This is a genomic window from Pseudomonas schmalbachii (assembly GCF_017589465.1).
GTDB classification, from domain to species: domain Bacteria; phylum Pseudomonadota; class Gammaproteobacteria; order Pseudomonadales; family Pseudomonadaceae; genus Pseudomonas; species Pseudomonas schmalbachii.
Genome location: NZ_JAELYA010000006.1, coordinates 182,792 through 202,009, shown reverse-complemented (window position 1 = coordinate 202,009; position 19,218 = coordinate 182,792). Strand labels below are relative to the sequence as shown.

The following is a 19,218-nucleotide window of genomic DNA, read 5'->3' as shown; positions in this document are numbered from 1 at the left end:
TCGCGGGCATGGCCCTACAGTCGATGGTCAACCGTGTCTTGCCGCCGATGATGTTTTTGTAGGAGCGAGCTCTGCTCGCGAACATCGGCCCCGCAAAAGCTTCGCGAGCAGAGCTCGCTCCTACAGGAATACGCCCCGCGTCCGACCGTAAGCGGGCCATGCCCGCGATGCTCTCAATCCGTCTGCACATTACATTCCGATACAGCATCAACCGCGCCGTCTCGTGGAGCTCCCGGGGCAGGTCGACCAGCCCAGCCGCTTCACGCCAGGGGCTGACACAATCGTTTACACGTCCGGCCGGGTCGGTACGGCTGGCGCGGGGTTCGCCCACTGGCCGCGCTTGAACGGATGCTCGCGGCCGGCGAGCTCGGCGGCGATGCGTTCGAGCATCTGGTGGGTCGGCGCGCGGGTGCCGGTCAGCGCCTGCGCGGCGGACAGCGTCAGCACCAGGCCGAGCAGCAGCGGCGGCAGTTGCGGCAGGGAGCCGCGCACCAGGGCCAGGCAACTGGCGCTGGCGGCCAGGCCGACCGCCAGGCCGGCGTAGACCTCGGCGGGGGAGTGCACGCCGATGGCGACGCGGGATACGCCCACCAGCACCGCCAGCAGCGCGCCGAATCCGGCCAGCACCAGCGCCAGGCGGCGGGAACGCGACAGCAGGGCGGCGAGCACCGGCAGCACGCTGGCGGCCATCATGCTGTGCCCGGAGATACCGGTGAAATCCCACTCGGGGATGCCGATCCCCCAGCCCATGAAGGCCAGCTTCGACGCCACCACCAGGCTCGCCGCCAGGCCAAACAGCAGCAGCCAGGCGCCGGCCTTGGCCTTTTCGCGGCGCAGCAGCAGCCAGAAGAAGATGAATACGGCGACCGGCAGCAGCAGCGAGCTGTCGCCGAGGCGGGTGATGGCGTTCCAGATATCCATGGGGCGGTAGGGCAGTCCTTGAAAGGGCGAAGACCTTAACACAGACGCCGACGGGCGGCCGTCAACCGTCCTCGCCATCCCGACTGGCGGCCCCTTCGCGGCGCAGCAGCTCCACCTTGCGCGGCACGCCCCAGCGATAGCCGCCGGTCGAGCCGTCGGCGCCGACCACCCGGTGGCAGGGCACCAGCAGGCCGACGGCGTTACTGGCGCAGGCGCGGGCGATGGCGCGCGGATGGCTGCGCAACTGCTCGGCCAGCTCGCCGTAGCGGCGCGTCTGCCCGCTGGGAATCCCGGTCAGGGCGCGCCAGACGCGCAGCTGGAAGGCGCTGCCGTGCAGGTCCAGCGGCAGGCCGGCGGTTTGCGCCGGTTCGTCCAGCTGGGTCAGCACCCGGCCCAGCCAGTCACCCAGCCCGTCATCGTCGCGCAGGCGTTCGGCGGCGCTGAAGCGCTGCTCCAGTTCGTTCTCCAGCTGCGCTTCGTCATCGCCGAAGAGCAGGGCGCAGACGCCCCTGTCGGTGGCGGCGAGCAGCACGCGGCCCAGCGGGCAGGGGGCGATGGCATAGCGCAGGCGTTCGCCGGCGCCTTTCTGCCGCAGACGCGCGGGACTGACGCTGGACGCGCCTTCGTACAGCGCGCGGGTGCCGGAGTAACCGGCCTCCAGCGCCGCATCCAGCACCGAGCGCGACTGCGGCAGCGCGGCGGCCAGGCGCTGCTGGCGGCGCGCCTCGGCCCAGGCGCGGGGCGTCAGGCCAGTGCGGGTCTTGAAGGCGCGCGCCAGGTGCGACGGCGACAAGCCGATGCGCGCGGCCAGCTCGCCGAGGGTCGGCGGTTTGCCGGCGGCGTCGAGCAGCTCGCAGGCGGCGGCGACCAGCGCATCGAGCTGCTCCTTCGGGCTGGCGCCCTGCGGCGAGCAGCGCTTGCACGGGCGGAAGCCGGCGGCCTCGGCGGCACCCGGATCGGCATGGAATTGCACATTGGCGCGGTTCGGCCGCCGCGCCGGGCAGCTCGGGCGGCAATAGATGCCGGTGGAGCGCACGCTGAACACGAAGCGCCCATCGAAGTTCGCATCGCGTTCGCAGACGGCCTGCCAGCAGCGGTCGGCATCCATGGCGGTTCTCCAGCACAACAGTGGTCGATGGGGAAATTGTCGGCGCGGCGGCAGGCCCCGGCAATCCGCATCGCGTTTTCAAACTCGCGGTCCGTGGCGGACTACGCTTAGGGGAGGTTCGCCGAGTTCAGATCTATCCGCTTGCCCGGCGCATCTACCACACCCCGCAGCCGCACGCCGAGGCGGTGCTGCGCATCCTCGCCGGCAGCGGCAGCCAGTTCGATCCGCAGGTGGTCGAGGCGTTCGCCGAAGTGGCCGACGACTTCGCCCTCATCGCCGAGCGCCACGCCGACGACGATGAAGTGCTGGAACTGGAGTTGCAGCGGCTGGAAGAGGCGGTGGCGGAGAATATCGAGCTGTCGCCGCACCGGCCCTGAAGCGGTTACGTCCGTCGGCAGATCGGCCGGATGCTGGGCGCCACGGGCCGATTGCCGTATAAGGAACGGTTGCGGTCGCTCCGGCCGGATTGAGGAAACACGATATACCCGATGAAGGCACCCAAACGTATTGAGCCGCTGATCGAAGACGGAATGGTCGACGAAGTGTTGCGGCCCCTGATGAGTGGCAAGGAAGCAGCCGTTTATGTAGTGCGTTGTGGCGACACACTGCGCTGCGCCAAGGTCTACAAGGAAGCCAACAAGCGCAGCTTCCGCCAGGCCGCCGAGTACCAGGAAGGCCGCAAGGTGCGCAACAGCCGCCAGGCGCGGGCCATGGCCAAGGGCTCGAAATACGGCCGCCGGGAGCAGGAAGAGGCCTGGCAGAACGCCGAAGTGGCCGCGCTGTTCCGCCTCGCCAATGCTGGCGTGCGGGTACCCAAGCCGTATGACTTCCTCGATGGCGTGCTGCTCATGGAGCTGGTGGCGGACGAATACGGCGACGCCGCGCCGCGCCTCAACGACGTGGTGCTGGAGCCGGAGCAGGCGCGCGAGTACCACGCCTTCCTGATCCGCCAGATCGTCCTGATGCTCTGCACTGGCCTGGTGCACGGCGACCTGTCCGAATTCAACGTGCTGCTCGGCCCGGACGGCCCGGTGATCATCGACCTGCCGCAAGCGGTGGACGCGGCCGGCAACAACCACGCCTTCCGCATGCTGGAGCGCGATGTCGGCAACATGGCCGCCTATTTCGGCCGCTTCGCCCCGGAGCTCAAGTACACCCGCTATGCCAAGGAAATGTGGGCGCTGTACGAAGACGGCAAGCTGCAGCCGGATACCCCGCTGACCGGCCACTTCGACGATCCGGAGGACGAGGCGGACGTGGACTCCGTACTACGCGAGATCGCCGAGGCCCTGCGCGAGCAGGAACGCCGCGAGGCCGGCCGCGCCGAGGCGGAAAACCCGCAGCAACAGACCGCCGAGCCGCCTACGCCGCCGTGGATGCAGGCGTAACGCAGGTTCGGATCAACTGCAGCACTTGCCCGACTCCAGATCCTTCAGAATCGGGCAATCCGGGCGGTGGTCGCCGTGGCAGTGGTCGAACAGTTCCTGCAGGGTGTCGCGCAGGCTGGTGAGTTCGGCGATGCGCCGGTTGAGTTCGTCGATATGCTGGCCGGCCAGCGCTTTCACGTCGGCGCTGGCGCGCTGGCGGTCCTGCCAGAGGGCGAGCAGGCGGCCGACTTCCTCCAGCGAGAAACCGAAGTCCCGCGCGCGGCGGATGAACGCCAGGCGATGCAGGTCCTGCTCGCTGTAGTGGCGGTAGCCGCTGGCGCTGCGGCCGGCGGGTGCGAGCAGACCGATGGATTCGTAGTAGCGGATCATCTTCGCGGAAAGCCCGCTGTTCTTCGCTGCTTCGCCGATGTTCATTGCATTTCCTCAGGGTGGGATTGCTGCCACGTAGGTTGGGCTGAGCCCGCGAAGCCCAACGGTGCAATGCCGGGCCGATGTTGGGCTTCGCTGCGCTCAGCGCCAACCTACGGGTGCCAGCGCTTGAGCAATAGCGCATTGCTCACCACGCTGACGCTCGACGCCGCCATCGCGGCGCCGGCGACCATCGGGTTGAGCAGGCCGAAGGCGGCCAGCGGAATGCCGACCAGGTTATAGATGAAGGCCCAGAACAGGTTCTGGCGGATCTTCGCGTAGGTGCGTCGCGAGATATCCAGCGCCGCCGGCACCAGGCGCGGGTCGCCGCGCATCAGGGTGATGCCGGCGGCGTGCATGGCCACGTCGGTGCCGCCACCCATGGCGATGCCGACGTCGGCGGCGGCCAGCGCCGGGGCGTCGTTGATACCGTCGCCGACCATCGCCACCACGCCGTGCTGTTTCAGCGCACCGACCACCGTGGCCTTGTCGCCGGGCAGCACTTCGGCGTGCACATCGTCCAGCCCCAGGGCTTCGGCCACCACCCGCGCGCTGCCGCGGTTGTCGCCGGTGATCAGGTGGCTGGCGATGCCGCGCCGGCGCAGTTCCTCCACGGCCTCGGCCGCGCCCGGCTTGAGGGTGTCGCCGAAGGCGAAGAGGGCGAGTATGCGCGGCTGCGGCCCGATCTCGATCAGCCAGGACAGGGTGCGGCCCTGGTTTTCCCAGTCTGTTGCGGTGGATTCCATTCGGCCCGGCTGCAGACCCTGCTCGTCGAGCAGGCGGCGGTTGCCGAGGGCCAGCAGGCGGCCGTCGATCCGTCCCTGGATGCCGCGTCCGGCCAGGGCCTGGCTTTCGCTTGCGGCGGCTGGGTCAAGCTGGCGTTCGGCGCAGGCATCCAGCACCGCCCTGGCCAGCGGGTGCTCGCTGCCGCGCTGCAGGGCGCCCGCCAGGGCCAGGGCGGCGGAGTTGTCGCCATCCATGCTGGTCATGTTGGTGATGCGCGGCTCGCCGGAGGTGAGGGTGCCGGTCTTGTCGAAGGCCACTGCGCCGACCGCATGGGCGACTTCCAGCGCCTCGGCGTCCTTGATCAGGATGCCGTACCGCGCGGCGACGCCGGTGCCGGCCATGATCGCGGTCGGCGTGGCCAGGCCGAGGGCGCACGGGCAGGCGATCACCAGCACGGCGACGGCGTTGATCAGCGCCTGCTCCAGCCCGGCGCCGGCCAGCAGCCAGCCGACCAGGGTGATCAGGGCGATGCCGACCACCACCGGCACGAACACGTTGCTGACCCGGTCCACCAGCTTCTGGATCGGCGCCTTGGCCGCCTGGGCGTCTTCCACCAGGCGGATGATCCGTGCCAGCACGGTTTCGCCGCCCAGCGCGGTGGTGCGGATGCGCAGTACGCCTTCGCCGTTGATCGCGCCGCCGGTGACCTTGTCGCCCGGCGCCTTGGGTACCGGCAGGCTCTCGCCGGTGATCAGCGCCTCGTCGGCATGGCTCTGTCCGTCGAGGACTTCGCCGTCCACCGGGAAACGCTCGCCGGGGCGCACCAGCACCTCGTCGCCCAGGCGCAGTTCGGCGATGGCGACATCCTCTTCGCGGCCGTCGCGCAGACGGGTGGCGCGTTCCGGACGCAGCGCTTCGAGGGCGCGGATGGCGGCGGCGGTCTGCCGTTTGGCGCGGCTTTCCAGGTATTTGCCGAGCAGGATCAGCGCGATGATCACCGCGCTGGCTTCGAAGTACAGGTGTGGCATGGCGCCGGGCGCGGCGGTCAGCCAGAGGTAGAGGCTCAGGCCGTAGCCGGCGCTGGTGCCGAGGGCGACCAGCAGGTCCATGTTGCCGCTGCCGGATTTCACCGCCTTCCACGCGGAAACATAGAAGCGCGCGCCGAGGACGAACTGCACCGGCGTGGCGAGAAGGAATTGCACCCAGGCCGGCAGCATCCAGTGCATGCCGAACCATTCGGCGAACATCGGCAGCACCAGCGGCAGGGCGAGGGCGATGGCCAGCACCAGCAGCCAGCGCTCACGGGCCAGTCGGGCTTCGGCGGGATCGGCGACGGGATGTTCGAGATCGATCGGGCGGGCCTGGTAGCCGGCCTTTTCCACGGCAGCGACCAGTTCGGCCGGCTCGACCTGGCCGAGCAGATCGAGATGCGCCCGCTCGCTGGCGAGGTTGACGCTCACCTCGCGCACCCCCGGCACCTTGCGCAGGGCGCGCTCGACGCGGCCGACGCAACTGGCGCAGGTCATGCCGTCGATAGCCAGTTCCAGGCTATGGCTGGGCACCTGATAGCCGGCCTGTTCCACGGCGGCGACCAGCGCAGGCAGGCTGTCCGGGCCGGCGACCTGCACGCGGGCCTGCTCGCTGGCCAGGTTGACGCTGGCGTCGACCACGCCGGGCACCTTGCGCAGGGCACGCTCGACGCGGCCGGCGCAACTGGCGCAGGTCATGCCGGCGACCGGCAGGTTCAGTTCGATTGGGTTGGCGCTGCTCATGGACGATTTCCTCCTTGATTCGCCAACAGGATCAACCTTGACATAAGGGTAAGGTCAAGCCCTCCGACGCGCTCGCTTGTCCTGGATCATCAGGGCTTGACCTTGCCACGATGGCAAGGTCGACACTCCCGCCATCGATAAGCCAACAGGAGCGACCGAGATGCAAGCATTCAAGGTAAAAGGCATGAGCTGCGGCCACTGCGTGCGCGCCATCACCCAGGCCGTACAGGCCCGCGACGCGGCGGCGGACGTGCAGGTGGACCTGGGCAGCGGCGAGGTGCGGGTGGCCAGCCGGCTGGAGGATCAGTCGGTGCTGGAGGCGATCCGCGAGGAAGGCTACGAGGCGGAGCTTTTGTAGGTTGGCGCTGAGCTTGCGAAGCCCAACGGTGCGACAGCTTGGCGGATGTTGGGCTTCGCTGCGCTCAGCGCCAACCTACGTCGCTATGGGGTGCTCCATCCTACGAAGAACAGGGTAGGGCGGGTGCAACCCGCCACATCCGCAGCCGTTCAATTTACGCAGCGCCCCAATCGCGGATCAGGCCGCGGAACAGGGGATCGAAGAGCTGTGCGGTTTCCTGCAATGGGTCGAACAGATCCGGGTCGCGCAGCCAGTCGCTGAACAGGCCGAGGATCATGCCGTGCACCGCCCGCGAGGCGAGGCGCGGGGTGACGCCCGGCATCAGGCGTTCGCGGCAGGGTTCGCGGGCGAACAGTTGCTCGCAGAGGTCGATGAACTGGCGAATGAAGGATGAGTGGCGCTGCTCGGCGTCGCGCAGCTCATCGGTGAATTCGCAGCGCTGCAGGAGGATGGTGAACACCCGCCGGCGCTGCTCATCGCGGGCGAGGTTTTCCACCACTTCCACGCACAGGTCGAACAGTGACTGCACCGGATCGTGCCCGCCGCATCCGGAAAGACGCAGCGTCAGTTGTTCCGGCGGCAGGCGGACCTGGTTGAGCAGGTCGTTGAACAGGTGAGCCTTGTTCTGGAAGTGCCAGTACACCGCGCCGCGCGTCACCCCCGCGGCCTTGGCGATCTGTTCGAGGCTGGTATTCGACACGCCTCTCTCCAGGAACAGATGTTCCGCCGAATCCAGAATCCGCTGACGGGTTTTTTCGGAATCTTCTTTTGTTCGTCGCATGGCACTCGTTGTTATACGGACTAGGCTCTGTACTTGACGGGCGAGTGTACTGATTTTGATGCATGAACAGTGCTTTACTGTCGTGGGCCACTAGAAGCCCAGCGTTGCTCACTTTCCCTGCCGTCTGAATTTTCCATGGAGAGGTTACATGCCGTTCTTCCGTCGCTTGCCGGTTGCGCTTGCAATTTTCGGCTTATCTGCGGTGTTCGTTTCCACTGTGCAGGCTGCGGAGGAGCCAGCCGGGGCGGCGCGTCCCGCACCCTCGGTGACCGTGGAAACGGTGCAGAAGGCTTCCATTCCGCTGTCACTCGAATACTCGGCGCGCACGGCGGGTTTCCGCGAGGTGGAAGTGCGTGCACAGGTCAGCGGCATCCTGCAGAAGCGCTTCTATGAGGAAGGGCGGCCGGTCAAGCAGGGCCAGCAGCTGTTCCTCATCGACCCGCGTCCGTACCAGGCGGCGCTGGCCCAGGCCAAGGGTTCGCTGGCGCAGACGCAGGCGCGCTACCGGCAGACCGACCGCGACCTCAAGCGTATCCGCGAACTGCAGAAGAAGGGCTTCGCCAGCGAAAGCGAACTGGACCGCTACATCTCCGCGTTCGAGCAGGCCAAGGCGGATGTCCAGGCGGCCAAGGCCAACGTCGACTCCAAGCAGATCGACCTCAACTACACCACGGTGATCGCGCCGATTTCCGGTGTCGCCAGCAAGGAAACCCGCTCGGAAGGCAGCCTGGTGGCGGCCAGCGACCCGAACTCCAGCCTGCTGACCAAGCTGACCCAGCTCGATCCGGTGTATGTCAACTTCGCCGTGCCCGATACGGACGTGACGCAACTGAACGAGGGGGTGAAGAGTGGCAGGTTGCAGTTGCCCCCGGATGGCAAGCTGAGTACCGAGATCCGTTTCGGTGACGGAACCCAATACTCCATCAATGGCGTGGTGGACTTCACCGACAGTTTCGTCAACTCCGGCACCGGCACCGTGAACGCGCGGGCGGTGGTGCCCAATCCCGACCGGCAACTGATTCCCGGGCAGTTCGTGCGGGTGACGGTCAAGGGCCTGACCCGCAAGGACGGCATCACCATCCCGGAACGCGCCCTGGCCCAGGGGCCGCGCGGCACGTTCGTCTATGTGGTGGACAAGGATGGCTTCGCCCGCGTGCGTCAGGTGGCCGCACCGTTGATGGTAGGCGGACGCTGGGTGATCGACTCCGGCATCGACGCGGGTGACCGGGTGATCGTCGATGGCTTGCCGAAGGTCCGTCCGGACCAGCCGGTGAAGATCGTCGAGACGCCGGCCGAAACCGTCGCACCTGCCACTTCGGCCAATCCGTGATCAAGGAGCGCCTATCGTGATTTCGCGCTTCTTCATCGACCGCCCCATCTTCGCCATGGTGATTTCCATCGTCATCCTGCTTGGCGGGCTGGCGGCGCTGCGTGCCCTGCCGGTGGCGCAGTATCCGGAAATCCTTCCGCCGCAGGTGGCCGTGACCGCCATGTACCCGGGCGCCAGCTCGCAGGTGATCGCCGAGACCGTGGCGGCGCCGCTGGAACAGGAGATCAACGGCGTCGAGGGCATGATCTACCAGCTGTCCAACTCCGACACCAGCGGTGCCATGAACCTCACCGTGTATTTCCAGGTGGGCACCGATCCGGACCAGGCCACCATCAACGTCAACAACCGGGTACAGGCGGCGCTGGCCAAGCTGCCGGAGGAAGTGCGCCGGCAGGGCGTGAAGGTGGAGAAGAAGTCCTCCGACATCCTGCAGATGGTCACCCTCTACTCGCCGGACAACTCCCGCGATCCGGTGTTCATCAGCAACTATGCGCTGGTGAATATCATCGACGAACTGAAGCGTATCCCCGGTGTGGGCGATGCCAGCCAGTTCGGCGCCAAGGACTACGCCATGCGCATCTGGCTGCGTCCGGACAAGCTGGCGCAGTACAACCTGACGCCGACCGACGTGGTCAACGCGATCCGCGAGCAGAACTCGCAGTTCGCCGCCGGCAGCTTCGGCCAGCAACCGCTGAAGCAGCCGCAGGACTTCACCTATACGGTGACCACCCAGGGCCGCTTCAGCGATCCCAAGGAGTTCGAGAGCGTCATCCTGCGCAGCGACGCCACCGGCGCCAGCCTGTTGCTGAAGGACGTGGCACGCATCGAGCTGGGCGCCCAGGACTACTCGATGGTCACCACGCTGAACGGCCAGCAGAACGCCGCGTTCGGCATCTACCTGCAGCCCGGCGCCAACGCGCTGGATACCGCCCAGGCGGTGCGCGACACCATGGAACGGCTGGCGAAGAAATTCCCGTCGGGCATCACCTACAAGATTCCCTACGACACCACGGTGTTCGTGGAGGTCTCCATCGAGGAGGTGGTGCACACCTTCTTCGAGGCGCTGGTGCTGGTGATGCTGGTGGTCTTCATCTTCCTGCAGAACCTGCGCGCCACGCTGATTCCGATCCTGGCCATTCCTGTCTCGCTGGTCGGCACGTTCGCCGGCATGTACCTGCTCGGCTTCTCGATCAACCTGCTGACGCTGTTCGGCATGGTGCTGGCGATCGGCATCGTGGTGGACGACGCCATCGTGGTGCTGGAAAACGTCGAACGGGTGATGAGCACCGAGAAGCTGTCGCCACGGGAGGCGGCGATCAAGGCGATGGAGGAGGTGACCGGCCCGATCATCGCCATCGTGCTGGTGCTCTGTGCGGTGTTCATCCCGGTCGGCTTCCTCGGTGGTCTGGCCGGGCAGATGTACAAGCAGTTCGCGATCACCATTGCGGTATCGGTGGTGATCTCCGGGATCGTCGCGTTGACGCTGTCGCCGGCGCTGTGCGCGCTGATCCTCAAGCCCGGGCACAAGGAGCCTCTGGCGCCGTTCCGCTGGTTCAACCGCATGTTCGACAAGGCCACCGCCGGCTATGGCGCGGGCGTGCAGTTCTTCCTCAAGCGCGTGGGGATCGGCCTGGCATTGTTCGCCGGCATGATCGGCATCATGGTGGTCCTGTTCGGCCGGGTGCCGAGCTCGCTGGTTCCGGACGAAGACCAGGGCTATGTGATCAATGCCTATTTCCTGCCGCCTGCCGCGTCGGTCACCCGTACCACCGACCTGACCTCGGAGCTGGACAAGAAGTTGATGGAGCACCCGGCGGTTCGCGACGTCGTGACGTTCGCCGGACTCGACATCCTCACCAACAGCGTGATCAGCAACGCCGGCGTTGCCTTCGTGCCATTGAAGGACTGGAAGGAGCGCACCACGCCCGAGCTGGACGCGCGCAACCTGACCCATACCTTCATGGCCATGGGCGCGGTGCAGCAGGATGGCGTGGTGATGTCGTTCAACCCGCCGCCGATCACCGGCATGAGTACCACCGGCGGCTTCGAGTCGTATATCCAGGACCGTAGCGGCGGCACCATCCAGCAACTGGGCGAGACCGTCCAGAAGTTCCTCGCCGCGGCGGCCAAGCGCCCCGAACTGGCCGGGGTGAACAGTACCTTCAACGCCAACGTGCCGCAGTACTACATCAACCTCGACCGCACCAAGGCGCGCTCCATCGGCGTTTCGATCAACGATGTGTTCACGGCGATGCAGTCGACCTTCGGCAGCTACTACGTCAACGACTTCTCGCTGTACGGGCGCACCTGGCAGGTGACCCTGGAATCCGAACCGGACTTCCGCCGCAAGCCGGAAGACCTGAGCCAGGTCTTCGTCCGTTCGGCCAGCGGCGAGCTGGTGCCGCTGTCCTCGCTGGTCACCGTGCAGCGCATTCTTGGCCCGGCCCTGTATTCCCGCTTCAACGTGTTCCCGGCGGCCAAGCTGATCGGCGGCCCGGCGCCCGGCTACAGCTCCGGCCAGGCGCTGGCGGCGATGCAGGAAGTGGCCAACGAAACGCTCGGCGAGGACTACGCGCTGGCCTGGATCGGTTCCGCCTACCAGGAACTGCAGACCCAGGGCTCAGGCAGTACGGCGTTCGTCTTCGGCCTGATCCTGGTGTTCCTCATCCTCGCCGCCCAGTACGAGCGCTGGACGCTGCCGCTCGCGGTGGTCACCGCGGTGCCCTTCGCGGTGTTCGGCGCGATCCTGGCGATCTGGCTGCGCGGGCTGGACAACGACGTGTACTTCCAGGTCGGCCTGGTGACCCTGATCGGCCTGGCGGCGAAGAACGCCATCCTGATCATCGAGTTCGCCGTGATGATCCGCGAAGAGAAGGGTATCGGACCGTTCGAGGCGGCGCTGGAGGCGGCCAAGCTGCGCTTCCGGCCGATCGTGATGACCTCGCTGGCCTTCATCCTCGGTTGCGTGCCGCTGGCGATCAGCGCCGGCGCCGGTTCGGCGAGCCGCCATTCGATCGGCACCGGGGTGATCGGCGGGATGCTCGCGGCGACCGTGCTGGCGACCTTCCTCATCCCGATGTTCTACATGCTGGTGGAGTCGGCCTCCGACAGGCTTGGCAAGCGCAAGGCCAAGACGGAGGAGGTGGAGCCGGCGCAGCATTGATCCGCAGCGGCCGGGCCGGGGTTCAACGATCCCGGCCCGGTTCGCCTGCCGCGATGCCTCGGAACACCCACAGGCTGGAACTGGCGAAATTCACCAGCATGCCCGCCAGGCAGCCGACCGCTACCGCCAGCACAGGCCAGTTGCGGGCCAACTCCCAGTAATGCACCAACAGGGCGTAGCAGGACAGATTGAGCGCGCCGCCGGCGCTCATCGCCAGCAGGTAGCGCAGTGCTTCGCCCAGCAGCCCGTGGTTCGACCGGCGCTCCCGGAAGGTCCGGTTGCGGTTGAACAGCCAGGTCGCCAGTACCGCGCACAGGAACGACAGCAGCCGGCCTGTGTAGAGGTTCGCTCCCAGATGCAGAAGTCCGTGCAGAACCAGGCTGTCGACCACGAAACCTAGCCCGCCGCCGATGGCGAAGAGCAGGAAGCGGCGTGCCGGCGACGGCTGTTCAGACCTCATGCGGACGACTTTCCGGACTCTGTAGCGAACCTCTGCCGTAGCGGGCGCCTACCAGGTAGATGGGGCGCTGCTTCGATTCCATATAGATGCGCCCGACATACTCGCCCACCACGCCGATGCCGATCAGCTGGATGCCGGACAGCAGCAGGATCGAAGTGAGCAACGACGCGTACCCGGGCAGGTCGACGCCGAACAGCAGGGTTCGCGCAACGATGAAGCCGGCATAGGACATGGAAAGCAGGGCTATCAGCGCGCCGAGATAGGTCCACACGCGCAGCGGCAGCGTGCTAAAGCTGGTGATGCCCTCCAGCGCCAGGTTCCACAGCTTCCAGCCGGAGAACTTGCTGGAGCCGGCGGCCCGCGCGTCCCGCGTGTAGTCGACGATGGTGGTGCGGTGGCCGACCCAGGCGAACAGGCCTTTCATGAAGCGCCGGCGTTCGGGCAGGTCTTTCAGCGCGTCGACCACATGGCGGTCCATCAGCCGGAAGTCCCCGACATCCTGTGGCAGCGGAATGTCCGCCAGCCGATTGTGCAGGTTGTAGAAGGCGCGAGCCGTGGTGCGCTTCAGCCAGCTGTCGGAGCTCCTGTCGCAACGCCGCGCCAGCACCACGTCATAGCCGTCGCGCCAGTTCTGCAGGAAGGTCGCCAGCAGCCCGGGCGGGTCCTGCAGATCGGCGTCCATGGGGATCACCACATCGCCGCGCGCCTCGTCCAGCCCGGCGGTCAGTGCCGCTTCCTTGCCGAAATTGCGCGCCAGGTCGATCACCACCACGCGCGGATCAAGGGTGGCCAGCGTGCGCAGGTAGTCCAGCGTCGTGTCGCGGCTGCCGTCGTTGACGAAGACGATCTCGTAGCCGACGCAGTCCAGTTCACCCATCTTTTGCGTCAGGGTTTCGTGGAACAGCGGCAGCACGGCGCTTTCGTTGTAGCAGGGCACGACAAGCGAGATGAACGGCGGCCGGCGTCTAGAGGCAGACATAGATCACCTCGTCCTGGCGCCGGAGCGAACCTTTTGCGGGCCATGGCGGCGCGTCCCGGCAGAGCGCCGGCCCGGCGTCCCCGGGATAGACCCATTCCAGTTCGTGTCCGGTCGCTTCGCGGAACAGCCCCTGTATGGCCCAGGGGGTGAGGAAGGCCGAGTGGCCGTGGTCGGACATGCTGGACTTCAGCGCCGCCGGATAACGCCAGTCGTCGGCGGAATATCCGGGTAGCAGTACATTGCCCTTGCTTGCCAGCAGGGCGAGGAGAACGCACCCGAGGACCGGGAGGAAGGCTGGATGTCGGAACGGGGGCGTGGTCGCGGCAGGCATGGCAGGAGGTTGGTCTGTCGGGGCAATCGGGGGGATTTTCCTTGCTCATTGCCTGGGAAATTTCCTCTATTGTTCGGGGGCCTTTCCGCTAGTTGTCCGGCAGGCGCGAGAGATCCAGCCCGGCTGTGCACTGGATTACCTGTTTTTCGATCCAACCGATCAGCTTTTTCGCGCATCCCGGCGCCGGCGAATTGCTATGCTTTGCCACTTTCGTTAGCCAGCTACCAATGCTTCGCAGACATTGCCGACTGCACGTCCGGCCGGCAATCCAGGTGATCAATGACTCTCCGCATCCTGCTGATCCTCGGTGCGCTCAGCGCCTTCGGCCCGATGGCCGTCGACTTCTATCTGCCCAGTTTCCCGACCCTGGCCAATGTCTTCGGCACCGATGTCGAGCAGGTGCAGCTCAGCCTCTCGGTGTACTTCGCCGGCCTGGCCATCGGCCAACTGCTCTATGGGCCGCTCGCCGACCGTTTCGGCCGGCGTGTGCCGCTGCTGGTGGGGGTGAGCATCTTCACCGTGGCGTCGCTGGCCTGCGCGTTCGCGCCGAGCCTGCACTGGCTGGTCGCCGCGCGCTTCGTCCAGGCGCTTGGCGGTTGCGCCGGGATGGTGGTGTCGCGGGCGGTGGTGCGCGACCTGTGCGATCCGGTCGCCGCCGCCCGGGCCTTCTCGCAGCTGATGCTGGTGATGGGGCTGGCGCCGATTCTTGCGCCGCTGGCCGGCGGGGTGCTGCTGGAGATTTCCGGCTGGCAGTCGATCTTCTACTGCCTGACCCTGTTCAGCGCGGTGGCCGGGCTGGCCATCGCCCTGTGGCTGCCGGAGACCATTCCGGCCGGCCCGCGTCCGCCGCTGCGCGGAGCGCTGGGGCAGTACCTGCGGCTGTTCCGCGACCGCTCCTTCCTCTGCTACGCGCTGACCGGCGGGGTGGCCATCGCCGGGATGTTCGCCTACATCGCCGGCTCGCCCTTCGTGCTGATCCAGCTCTACGGCGTGCCGCCGGAACATTACGGCTGGGTGTTCGGCAGCAACGCGGCGGGCTTCGTCCTCATGGGGCAGGTCAACAGCCGGCTGCTGCGCTACCGCGGGCCGGGCTTCTGGCTGCGGCGCGCGGTGTGGCTCTACCTGGCCTGCGCGGTGGCGCTGCTGGCCGTCAGCCTGAGCCGGCCGGCGGAATTGTGGCCGCTGCTGCTGCCGCTGTTCGGCTGCATCGCCAGCCTCGGTTTCCTCATGCCCAACTCGGCGGCCTGTGCGCTGGCGAAGCAGGGCCGGCATGCCGGCAGCGCCTCGGCGTTGATGGGCAGCCTGCAGTTCAGCGTGGCGGCGGGTGCATCGGCAATGGTGGGCGTGCTGCACGACGGCACGGCGCTGCCCATGGCGATGGTGATCGCCCTGTGCGGCGTGACCGCGACGCTGTTCGGCTGGTTCACCGGGCAGATTGCCGAACGCACGGTGTGAGCCGCCTCATGGCCGCAGCTCCGGTTCGTAGCGCGGCAGCTCGTGGTGCGGCAACTCGTGGGGTGCCTGCAGGCGCGCTTCGAGGGTGGCGACGAAGTGGCGGGCTTCCTGCTCGCTGCGGAAGGTGATGGCCTGCTGGTCGAGGCAGACCTGCCACTGGGCGCCCTTCGAACTGTCGACTGGACGGACGGCGATGATCATGGTTCGGCATCCTGTGCAGGGTGGCGGGAGCTCAAAGTTTAGTCCCGCCTCGACGGACGCGGCCGCTCCGTGCGGGAGGGCCGACAATCGGCTCGGGCGCCGCCCTTGCCCTGTCCCAGACGCCGCCGGCAGGCGCTGGGCGATATCCCCATGACCTTGCTGAAAAGTCTTGAAAAGTAATCGCCGTCGTCATGGCCGGGCGCTTCGCCGGCCTGGGCGATGCTGTCCCGGCAACTGGCAGGCGTGCTCGATCTTCAGGTGCGGGAAGTGCCGGATCGGCGTCGGGCCAGGGTATACCAAAGGGTGATGGCGGACTGGCTTGTCCCGTCCATAATCGTTGTTCGACCTCCCTATAAAAACAATTTTCGAGGGTCAGATAATGCATTACCGGCAGTGCTACGACCGTTCCATCGCGGACCCCGCCAGCTTCTGGGCCGAACAGGCCGCAACGGTGGACTGGTACCGCGCCCCGCAGACCTCTCTCGAAGCCCTTCCGGACGGCAGCCATCGCTGGTTCGCCGATGGCCGGCTGAACACCTGCTACCTCGCCCTCGACCGGCAGATCGAACTGGGCCGCGGCGAGCAGACCGCCCTGATCTACGACTCACCGGTGACCGGCAGCCAGCAGCACTTCACCTACGCCCAGCTGCGCGACGAAGTGGCGCGCCTGGCCGGCGCCCTGCGCGCGCAGGGGGTGGAGAAGGGCGACGGGGTGATCATCTACATGCCGATGGTTCCGCAGGCGGCGATGGCGATGCTCGCCTGCGCGCGGATCGGCGCGGTGCACTCGGTGGTGTTCGGCGGCTTCGCGCCCTACGAGCTGGCGCTGCGCATCGACGATGCCAGGCCGAAACTGGTGCTCACCGCTTCCTGCGGCCTGGAGTTCGAGCGGGTTATCGAATACAAGCCGCTGGTGGACAAGGCGCTGGAACTGGCGCAGCACAAGCCGGAGCATGTGCTGGTGCTGCAGCGTCCGCAGGCGATGGCCGAACTGCAGGCCGGCCGCGACCTCGACTGGCGCGAGACGGTGGCCCGTGCGCAGCCGGTCGAGCCGGTGGAGCTGGCCAGCGGCGATCCGCTGTACATCATGTACACCTCCGGCACCACCGGTAAGCCCAAGGGCATCGTGCGCGACAACGGCGGCCACGCAGTGGCGCTGAACTTCACCCTGCGCAATATCTTCGGCATGCAGGCCGGCGACATCTGGTGGGGCGTATCCGACGTCGGCTGGGTGGTCGGCCACTCGCTGATCGTCTACGGCCCGTTGATGAACGGCTGCACCACGGTGTTCTACGAGGGCAAGCCGGTGCGCACGCCGGACGCCGGCAGCTACTGGCGGATGATCGAGGAGCACCGGATCAACGCGCTGTTCTGCGCACCCACCGCGTTCCGCGCGATCCGCAAGGAAGACCCGAACGGCGAACTGTGCCGCCAGCATGACCTGAGCTCGCTGCGCTGCCTGTTCCTCGCCGGCGAGAAGCTCGACAGCAGCACCCAGCGCTGGCTGGAGGAACTGACCGGCAAACCGGTCTACGACCACTGGTGGCAGACCGAGACCGGCTGGCCGGTCACCGCGCCCTGCACCGGCCTCGACGGCCACGCCATGCGCGCCGGCTCGACCAACCGCCCGGTGCCCGGCTACAACGTCCAGGTGCTGGACGACGAAGGCCACCCGCTCGGCCCGAACCAGCAAGGCTCCATCGTCATCGCCCTGCCGCTGCCGCCCGGCTGCGCGCAGACCCTGTGGAACGACCACCCGCGCTACCTGCAGTCCTACCTGCGCGCGTTCCCCGGCTACTACCACACCGGCGACGGCGGCTACATCGACGAGGACGGCTTCGTCTACATCATGGGCCGCACCGACGACGTGATTAACGTCTCCGGCCACCGCCTCTCCACCGGCGAGATGGAGGAACTGCTGGCGCTGCACGAGGCCGTGGCCGAATGCGCGGTGATCGCCGTGCAGGACAGCCTGAAGGGCCATGTGCCGCTGGGGCTGGTGGTGCTCAAGGACGACGCGCGGGTTGGCGAGGAGGAACTGCAGAAGGCGCTGGTCGCCCTGGTCCGCGACCGCATCGGCGCGCTGGCCTGCTTCCAGCGCGTGCTGGTGGTCAAGCGCCTGCCGAAGACTCGCTCCGGCAAGATCCTCCGCGCGGTACTGCGCAAGATCGCCGACGGCGAGCAATACACGCCGCCATCGACCATCGACGACCCGGCGATTCTCGGTGAGATCGCCGAGCGGCTGGAGAGGGTGGGGCTGGCGAAGGCGAGCTAGTCCGTAGGGCGGGTGAAACCCGCCATGCTGCTCCCTCCGGATTGGCAGGTTGCACCCGCCCTACCTGTCTGGGACAGAACCCGCGTAGGTTGGTGCTGAACGCAGTGAAGCCCAACGATGGCGATGTTGGGCTTCGCGTTGCTCAGCGCCAACCTACGGTGGGCATTGCAGCCCGTAGGAGCAACTGTCTTGCGATCGAGCGTGCTTTTTGTACGGTGGACAACGCGAAGCTTGTCCACCGTCCCGCCGCACCGCGCTTGCCTGATGGTGGAAAGGCGGGGCGGCCATCCGTTTCGCCGTTTTCCACCCTACGTTCTGCACGAGCGAACCGTAGGAGCGGGCCATGCCCGCGATCCGGGATTGCAGACGGCACCAACTTCCCGGTTGGCACGCATCGAGCGCCAGCAAGAACCAGGCGTCTCCCTGGCTCCTACAGAAACGAAGTCGCGATCAAAGCGTCTGCGCCTTGAACGTATCGCACTTGCCCGGCAGCCCGCTCTCGAAGCCCATGCGGAACCAGCGCACGCGCTGTTCCGAGCTGCCGTGGGTGAACGAGTCCGGCATCACCGTGCCGCGCGACTGGCGCTGCAGGGTGTCGTCGCCGATGGAGTTGGCGGCGTTCAGCGCTTCCTCCACGTCGCCCGGTTCCAGCCAGTTCAGGCGCCGCTGGGCGTGGTTGGCCCAGACGCCGGCGAAGCAGTCCGCCTGCAGCTCCTGGCGCACCAGCAGGCCGTTGGCGCCTTCCATGCGCATGCCGCGCTGGCGGGCGGTCTCGACGCGCTTGTTGATGCCCAGCAGGTTCTGCACGTGGTGGCCGACTTCATGGGCGATCACGTAGGCCTGGGCGAAGTCGCCGGCGGCGGAGAATTTCTGCTCCATCTCGCGGAAGAAGGCGAGGTCGAGATAGACCCGATGGTCGCCGGGGCAATAGAACGGGCCGACCGCCGAGGAGGCGAAGCCGCAGGCCGAGTTCACCCCGCCGTTGAACAGGATCAGCTTCGGCTGTTCGTACTGGACCTTGCTGGTGGCGAAGATTTCGCCCCAGGTGTCCTCGGTGTCGCCGAGGATCGCCCGGACGAACTCCACCTCCGGGTCGCTGCCGGTGGCCGGGCGTCCCTGGGTCTGGGTGGTGGTCGGCGCCTGGCCAGTGCTGCCCATCTGGCCGGTCAGGGAGCCGAGGATCTGCATCGGGTCCTGGCCCATCAGCAGGCCGACGATCACCACGATGGCGATGCCGCCGAGCCCCAGGCCACGGCCGCCGACGCGCATGCCGCGTCCGCCGAGGCCGCCACCGGCGCCGGTCTGGCCACGGGCGTCCACTACGTTGTCGCTTTGTCTTCCTTTGCGCCACAGCATGGCGGCATCTCCTTTGGAAAAGGGTAATTCAGTGTCGTCCGCAGCGGGCCGGGCCGCCAGCCCAGTCGTCACTCCGCGCGCGATGCGCCGAAAAAATGCCGCGCCGGGGACTCGACATGGCTGCGGGCGATCTATATGTTCGGGCACAGGATAGCGTCAGCGCTATCCAGGCCACAGCAGTGGCCGGCGTCGCTCGGACGGTTCCG

General features: G+C 67.2%; 17 protein-coding genes and 1 pseudogene. 7 read left to right on the top strand and 11 right to left on the bottom strand.

Translation table 11 applies throughout. The features are described 5' to 3' along the window. Positions 1 to 285: 285 nt before the first annotated feature. Both JFY56_RS16470 and ada read right to left on the bottom strand, forming a co-directional pair. The gene (locus JFY56_RS16470) at positions 286 to 921 is read right to left on the bottom strand and encodes a phosphatase PAP2 family protein (protein WP_208314946.1); all 636 of its coding nucleotides are present in this window, start codon (positions 919 to 921) and stop codon (positions 286 to 288) included. A gap of 61 nt (positions 922 to 982) precedes the next feature. Continuing rightward, positions 983 to 2,029, bottom strand: a complete 1,047-nt coding sequence (ada, locus tag JFY56_RS16465; RefSeq protein WP_208314944.1) for a bifunctional DNA-binding transcriptional regulator/O6-methylguanine-DNA methyltransferase Ada — start codon at positions 2,027 to 2,029, stop codon at positions 983 to 985. A gap of 185 nt (positions 2,030 to 2,214) precedes the next feature. On the opposite strand from ada, the gene JFY56_RS16460 reads away from it, so the two are divergent. Then, complete coding sequence (locus JFY56_RS16460; RefSeq protein WP_208314941.1) at positions 2,215 to 2,406, top strand: hypothetical protein; 192 nt, start codon at positions 2,215 to 2,217, stop codon at positions 2,404 to 2,406. 111 nt (positions 2,407 to 2,517) lie between these two features. Then, a complete protein-coding gene (locus JFY56_RS16455; protein ID WP_208314939.1) occupies positions 2,518 to 3,417 on the top strand; it encodes a PA4780 family RIO1-like protein kinase in 900 nt (299 codons plus the stop codon). Positions 3,418 to 3,429: 12 nt separating this feature from the next. Here JFY56_RS16455 and cueR read toward each other — a convergent pair whose 3' ends face one another. Both cueR and JFY56_RS16445 read right to left on the bottom strand, forming a co-directional pair. Continuing rightward, complete coding sequence (gene cueR, locus JFY56_RS16450; RefSeq protein WP_208314937.1) at positions 3,430 to 3,831, bottom strand: Cu(I)-responsive transcriptional regulator; 402 nt, start codon at positions 3,829 to 3,831, stop codon at positions 3,430 to 3,432. Between the two features lie 107 nt (positions 3,832 to 3,938). Next, on the bottom strand, positions 3,939 to 6,323 hold the full coding sequence (locus tag JFY56_RS16445) for a heavy metal translocating P-type ATPase (protein ID WP_208314935.1): 2,385 nt from the start codon (positions 6,321 to 6,323) through the stop codon (positions 3,939 to 3,941). A gap of 160 nt (positions 6,324 to 6,483) precedes the next feature. Between JFY56_RS16445 and JFY56_RS16440 the strand changes: the two genes are divergently transcribed. After that, the gene (locus tag JFY56_RS16440; RefSeq protein ID WP_208314934.1) at positions 6,484 to 6,681 is read left to right on the top strand and encodes a heavy-metal-associated domain-containing protein; all 198 of its coding nucleotides are present in this window, start codon (positions 6,484 to 6,486) and stop codon (positions 6,679 to 6,681) included. A gap of 154 nt (positions 6,682 to 6,835) precedes the next feature. Here JFY56_RS16440 and JFY56_RS16435 read toward each other — a convergent pair whose 3' ends face one another. Then, entirely contained in the window at positions 6,836 to 7,462 is a 627-nt protein-coding gene (locus JFY56_RS16435; protein WP_208314930.1) for a TetR family transcriptional regulator, read from the bottom strand. Between the two features lie 148 nt (positions 7,463 to 7,610). On the opposite strand from JFY56_RS16435, the gene JFY56_RS16430 reads away from it, so the two are divergent. Further along, positions 7,611 to 8,792, top strand: coding sequence for an efflux RND transporter periplasmic adaptor subunit (locus JFY56_RS16430; protein WP_208314928.1), 1,182 nt, complete (start codon positions 7,611 to 7,613; stop codon positions 8,790 to 8,792). Positions 8,793 to 8,808: 16 nt separating this feature from the next. Continuing rightward, complete coding sequence (locus JFY56_RS16425; protein WP_328824892.1) at positions 8,809 to 11,955, top strand: efflux RND transporter permease subunit; 3,147 nt, start codon at positions 8,809 to 8,811, stop codon at positions 11,953 to 11,955. 22 nt (positions 11,956 to 11,977) lie between these two features. On the opposite strand, the gene JFY56_RS16420 is transcribed toward JFY56_RS16425, so the two are convergent. The 3 genes from JFY56_RS16420 to JFY56_RS16410 are packed head-to-tail and all read right to left on the bottom strand — an operon-like array spanning position 11,978 to position 13,725. Continuing rightward, positions 11,978 to 12,415, bottom strand: a complete 438-nt coding sequence (locus JFY56_RS16420; RefSeq protein ID WP_208314926.1) for a GtrA family protein — start codon at positions 12,413 to 12,415, stop codon at positions 11,978 to 11,980. Continuing rightward, positions 12,405 to 13,394: a glycosyltransferase family 2 protein gene (locus tag JFY56_RS16415; protein ID WP_208314924.1), complete on the bottom strand. Its 990-nt coding sequence runs from the start codon at positions 13,392 to 13,394 to the stop codon at positions 12,405 to 12,407. The genes JFY56_RS16420 and JFY56_RS16415 overlap by 11 nt, the downstream gene beginning before the upstream one ends. Further along, a complete protein-coding gene (locus JFY56_RS16410; RefSeq protein WP_208314922.1) occupies positions 13,381 to 13,725 on the bottom strand; it encodes a hypothetical protein in 345 nt (114 codons plus the stop codon). The genes JFY56_RS16415 and JFY56_RS16410 overlap by 14 nt, the downstream gene beginning before the upstream one ends. 279 nt (positions 13,726 to 14,004) lie before the next feature. On the opposite strand from JFY56_RS16410, the gene JFY56_RS16405 reads away from it, so the two are divergent. Further along, complete coding sequence (locus JFY56_RS16405) at positions 14,005 to 15,180, top strand: Bcr/CflA family multidrug efflux MFS transporter (protein ID WP_208314920.1); 1,176 nt, start codon at positions 14,005 to 14,007, stop codon at positions 15,178 to 15,180. Between the two features lie 6 nt (positions 15,181 to 15,186). On the opposite strand, the gene JFY56_RS16400 is transcribed toward JFY56_RS16405, so the two are convergent. Both JFY56_RS16400 and JFY56_RS24435 read right to left on the bottom strand, forming a co-directional pair. Further along, the gene (locus JFY56_RS16400; RefSeq protein ID WP_208314918.1) at positions 15,187 to 15,381 is read right to left on the bottom strand and encodes a hypothetical protein; all 195 of its coding nucleotides are present in this window, start codon (positions 15,379 to 15,381) and stop codon (positions 15,187 to 15,189) included. Positions 15,382 to 15,419: 38 nt separating this feature from the next. Next, positions 15,420 to 15,669: pseudogene (locus tag JFY56_RS24435) on the bottom strand (hypothetical protein); the annotation flags it as partial. Between the two features lie 91 nt (positions 15,670 to 15,760). On the opposite strand from JFY56_RS24435, the gene JFY56_RS16395 reads away from it, so the two are divergent. Continuing rightward, complete coding sequence (locus tag JFY56_RS16395) at positions 15,761 to 17,656, top strand: propionyl-CoA synthetase (protein ID WP_208314915.1); 1,896 nt, start codon at positions 15,761 to 15,763, stop codon at positions 17,654 to 17,656. A 450-nt stretch (positions 17,657 to 18,106) separates the two neighbouring features. Here the strand turns inward: JFY56_RS16395 and ypfJ are convergent, their stop codons facing one another. After that, the gene (gene ypfJ / locus JFY56_RS16390) at positions 18,107 to 19,012 is read right to left on the bottom strand and encodes a KPN_02809 family neutral zinc metallopeptidase (RefSeq protein ID WP_208314913.1); all 906 of its coding nucleotides are present in this window, start codon (positions 19,010 to 19,012) and stop codon (positions 18,107 to 18,109) included. Positions 19,013 to 19,218 lie beyond the last annotated feature (206 nt).

Excerpts from the sequence above, each read along its gene's own strand:
- JFY56_RS16470 (WP_208314946.1), bottom strand. The coding sequence starts at position 921 with ATGGATATCTGGAACGCCATCACCCGCCTCGGCGACAGCTCGCTGCTG.
- ada (WP_208314944.1), bottom strand. The coding sequence starts at position 2,029 with ATGGATGCCGACCGCTGCTGGCAGGCCGTCTGCGAACGCGATGCGAAC.
- JFY56_RS16455 (WP_208314939.1), top strand. The coding sequence starts at position 2,518 with ATGAAGGCACCCAAACGTATTGAGCCGCTGATCGAAGACGGAATGGTC.
- cueR (WP_208314937.1), bottom strand. The coding sequence starts at position 3,831 with ATGAACATCGGCGAAGCAGCGAAGAACAGCGGGCTTTCCGCGAAGATG.
- JFY56_RS16445 (WP_208314935.1), bottom strand. The coding sequence starts at position 6,323 with ATGAGCAGCGCCAACCCAATCGAACTGAACCTGCCGGTCGCCGGCATG.
- JFY56_RS16440 (WP_208314934.1), top strand. The coding sequence starts at position 6,484 with ATGCAAGCATTCAAGGTAAAAGGCATGAGCTGCGGCCACTGCGTGCGC.
- JFY56_RS16435 (WP_208314930.1), bottom strand. The coding sequence starts at position 7,462 with ATGCGACGAACAAAAGAAGATTCCGAAAAAACCCGTCAGCGGATTCTG.
- JFY56_RS16430 (WP_208314928.1), top strand. The coding sequence starts at position 7,611 with ATGCCGTTCTTCCGTCGCTTGCCGGTTGCGCTTGCAATTTTCGGCTTA.
- JFY56_RS16420 (WP_208314926.1), bottom strand. The coding sequence starts at position 12,415 with ATGAGGTCTGAACAGCCGTCGCCGGCACGCCGCTTCCTGCTCTTCGCC.
- JFY56_RS16415 (WP_208314924.1), bottom strand. The coding sequence starts at position 13,394 with ATGTCTGCCTCTAGACGCCGGCCGCCGTTCATCTCGCTTGTCGTGCCC.
- JFY56_RS16410 (WP_208314922.1), bottom strand. The coding sequence starts at position 13,725 with ATGCCTGCCGCGACCACGCCCCCGTTCCGACATCCAGCCTTCCTCCCG.
- JFY56_RS16405 (WP_208314920.1), top strand. The coding sequence starts at position 14,005 with ATGACTCTCCGCATCCTGCTGATCCTCGGTGCGCTCAGCGCCTTCGGC.
- JFY56_RS16400 (WP_208314918.1), bottom strand. The coding sequence starts at position 15,381 with ATGATCATCGCCGTCCGTCCAGTCGACAGTTCGAAGGGCGCCCAGTGG.
- JFY56_RS16395 (WP_208314915.1), top strand. The coding sequence starts at position 15,761 with ATGCATTACCGGCAGTGCTACGACCGTTCCATCGCGGACCCCGCCAGC.
- ypfJ (WP_208314913.1), bottom strand. The coding sequence starts at position 19,012 with ATGCTGTGGCGCAAAGGAAGACAAAGCGACAACGTAGTGGACGCCCGT.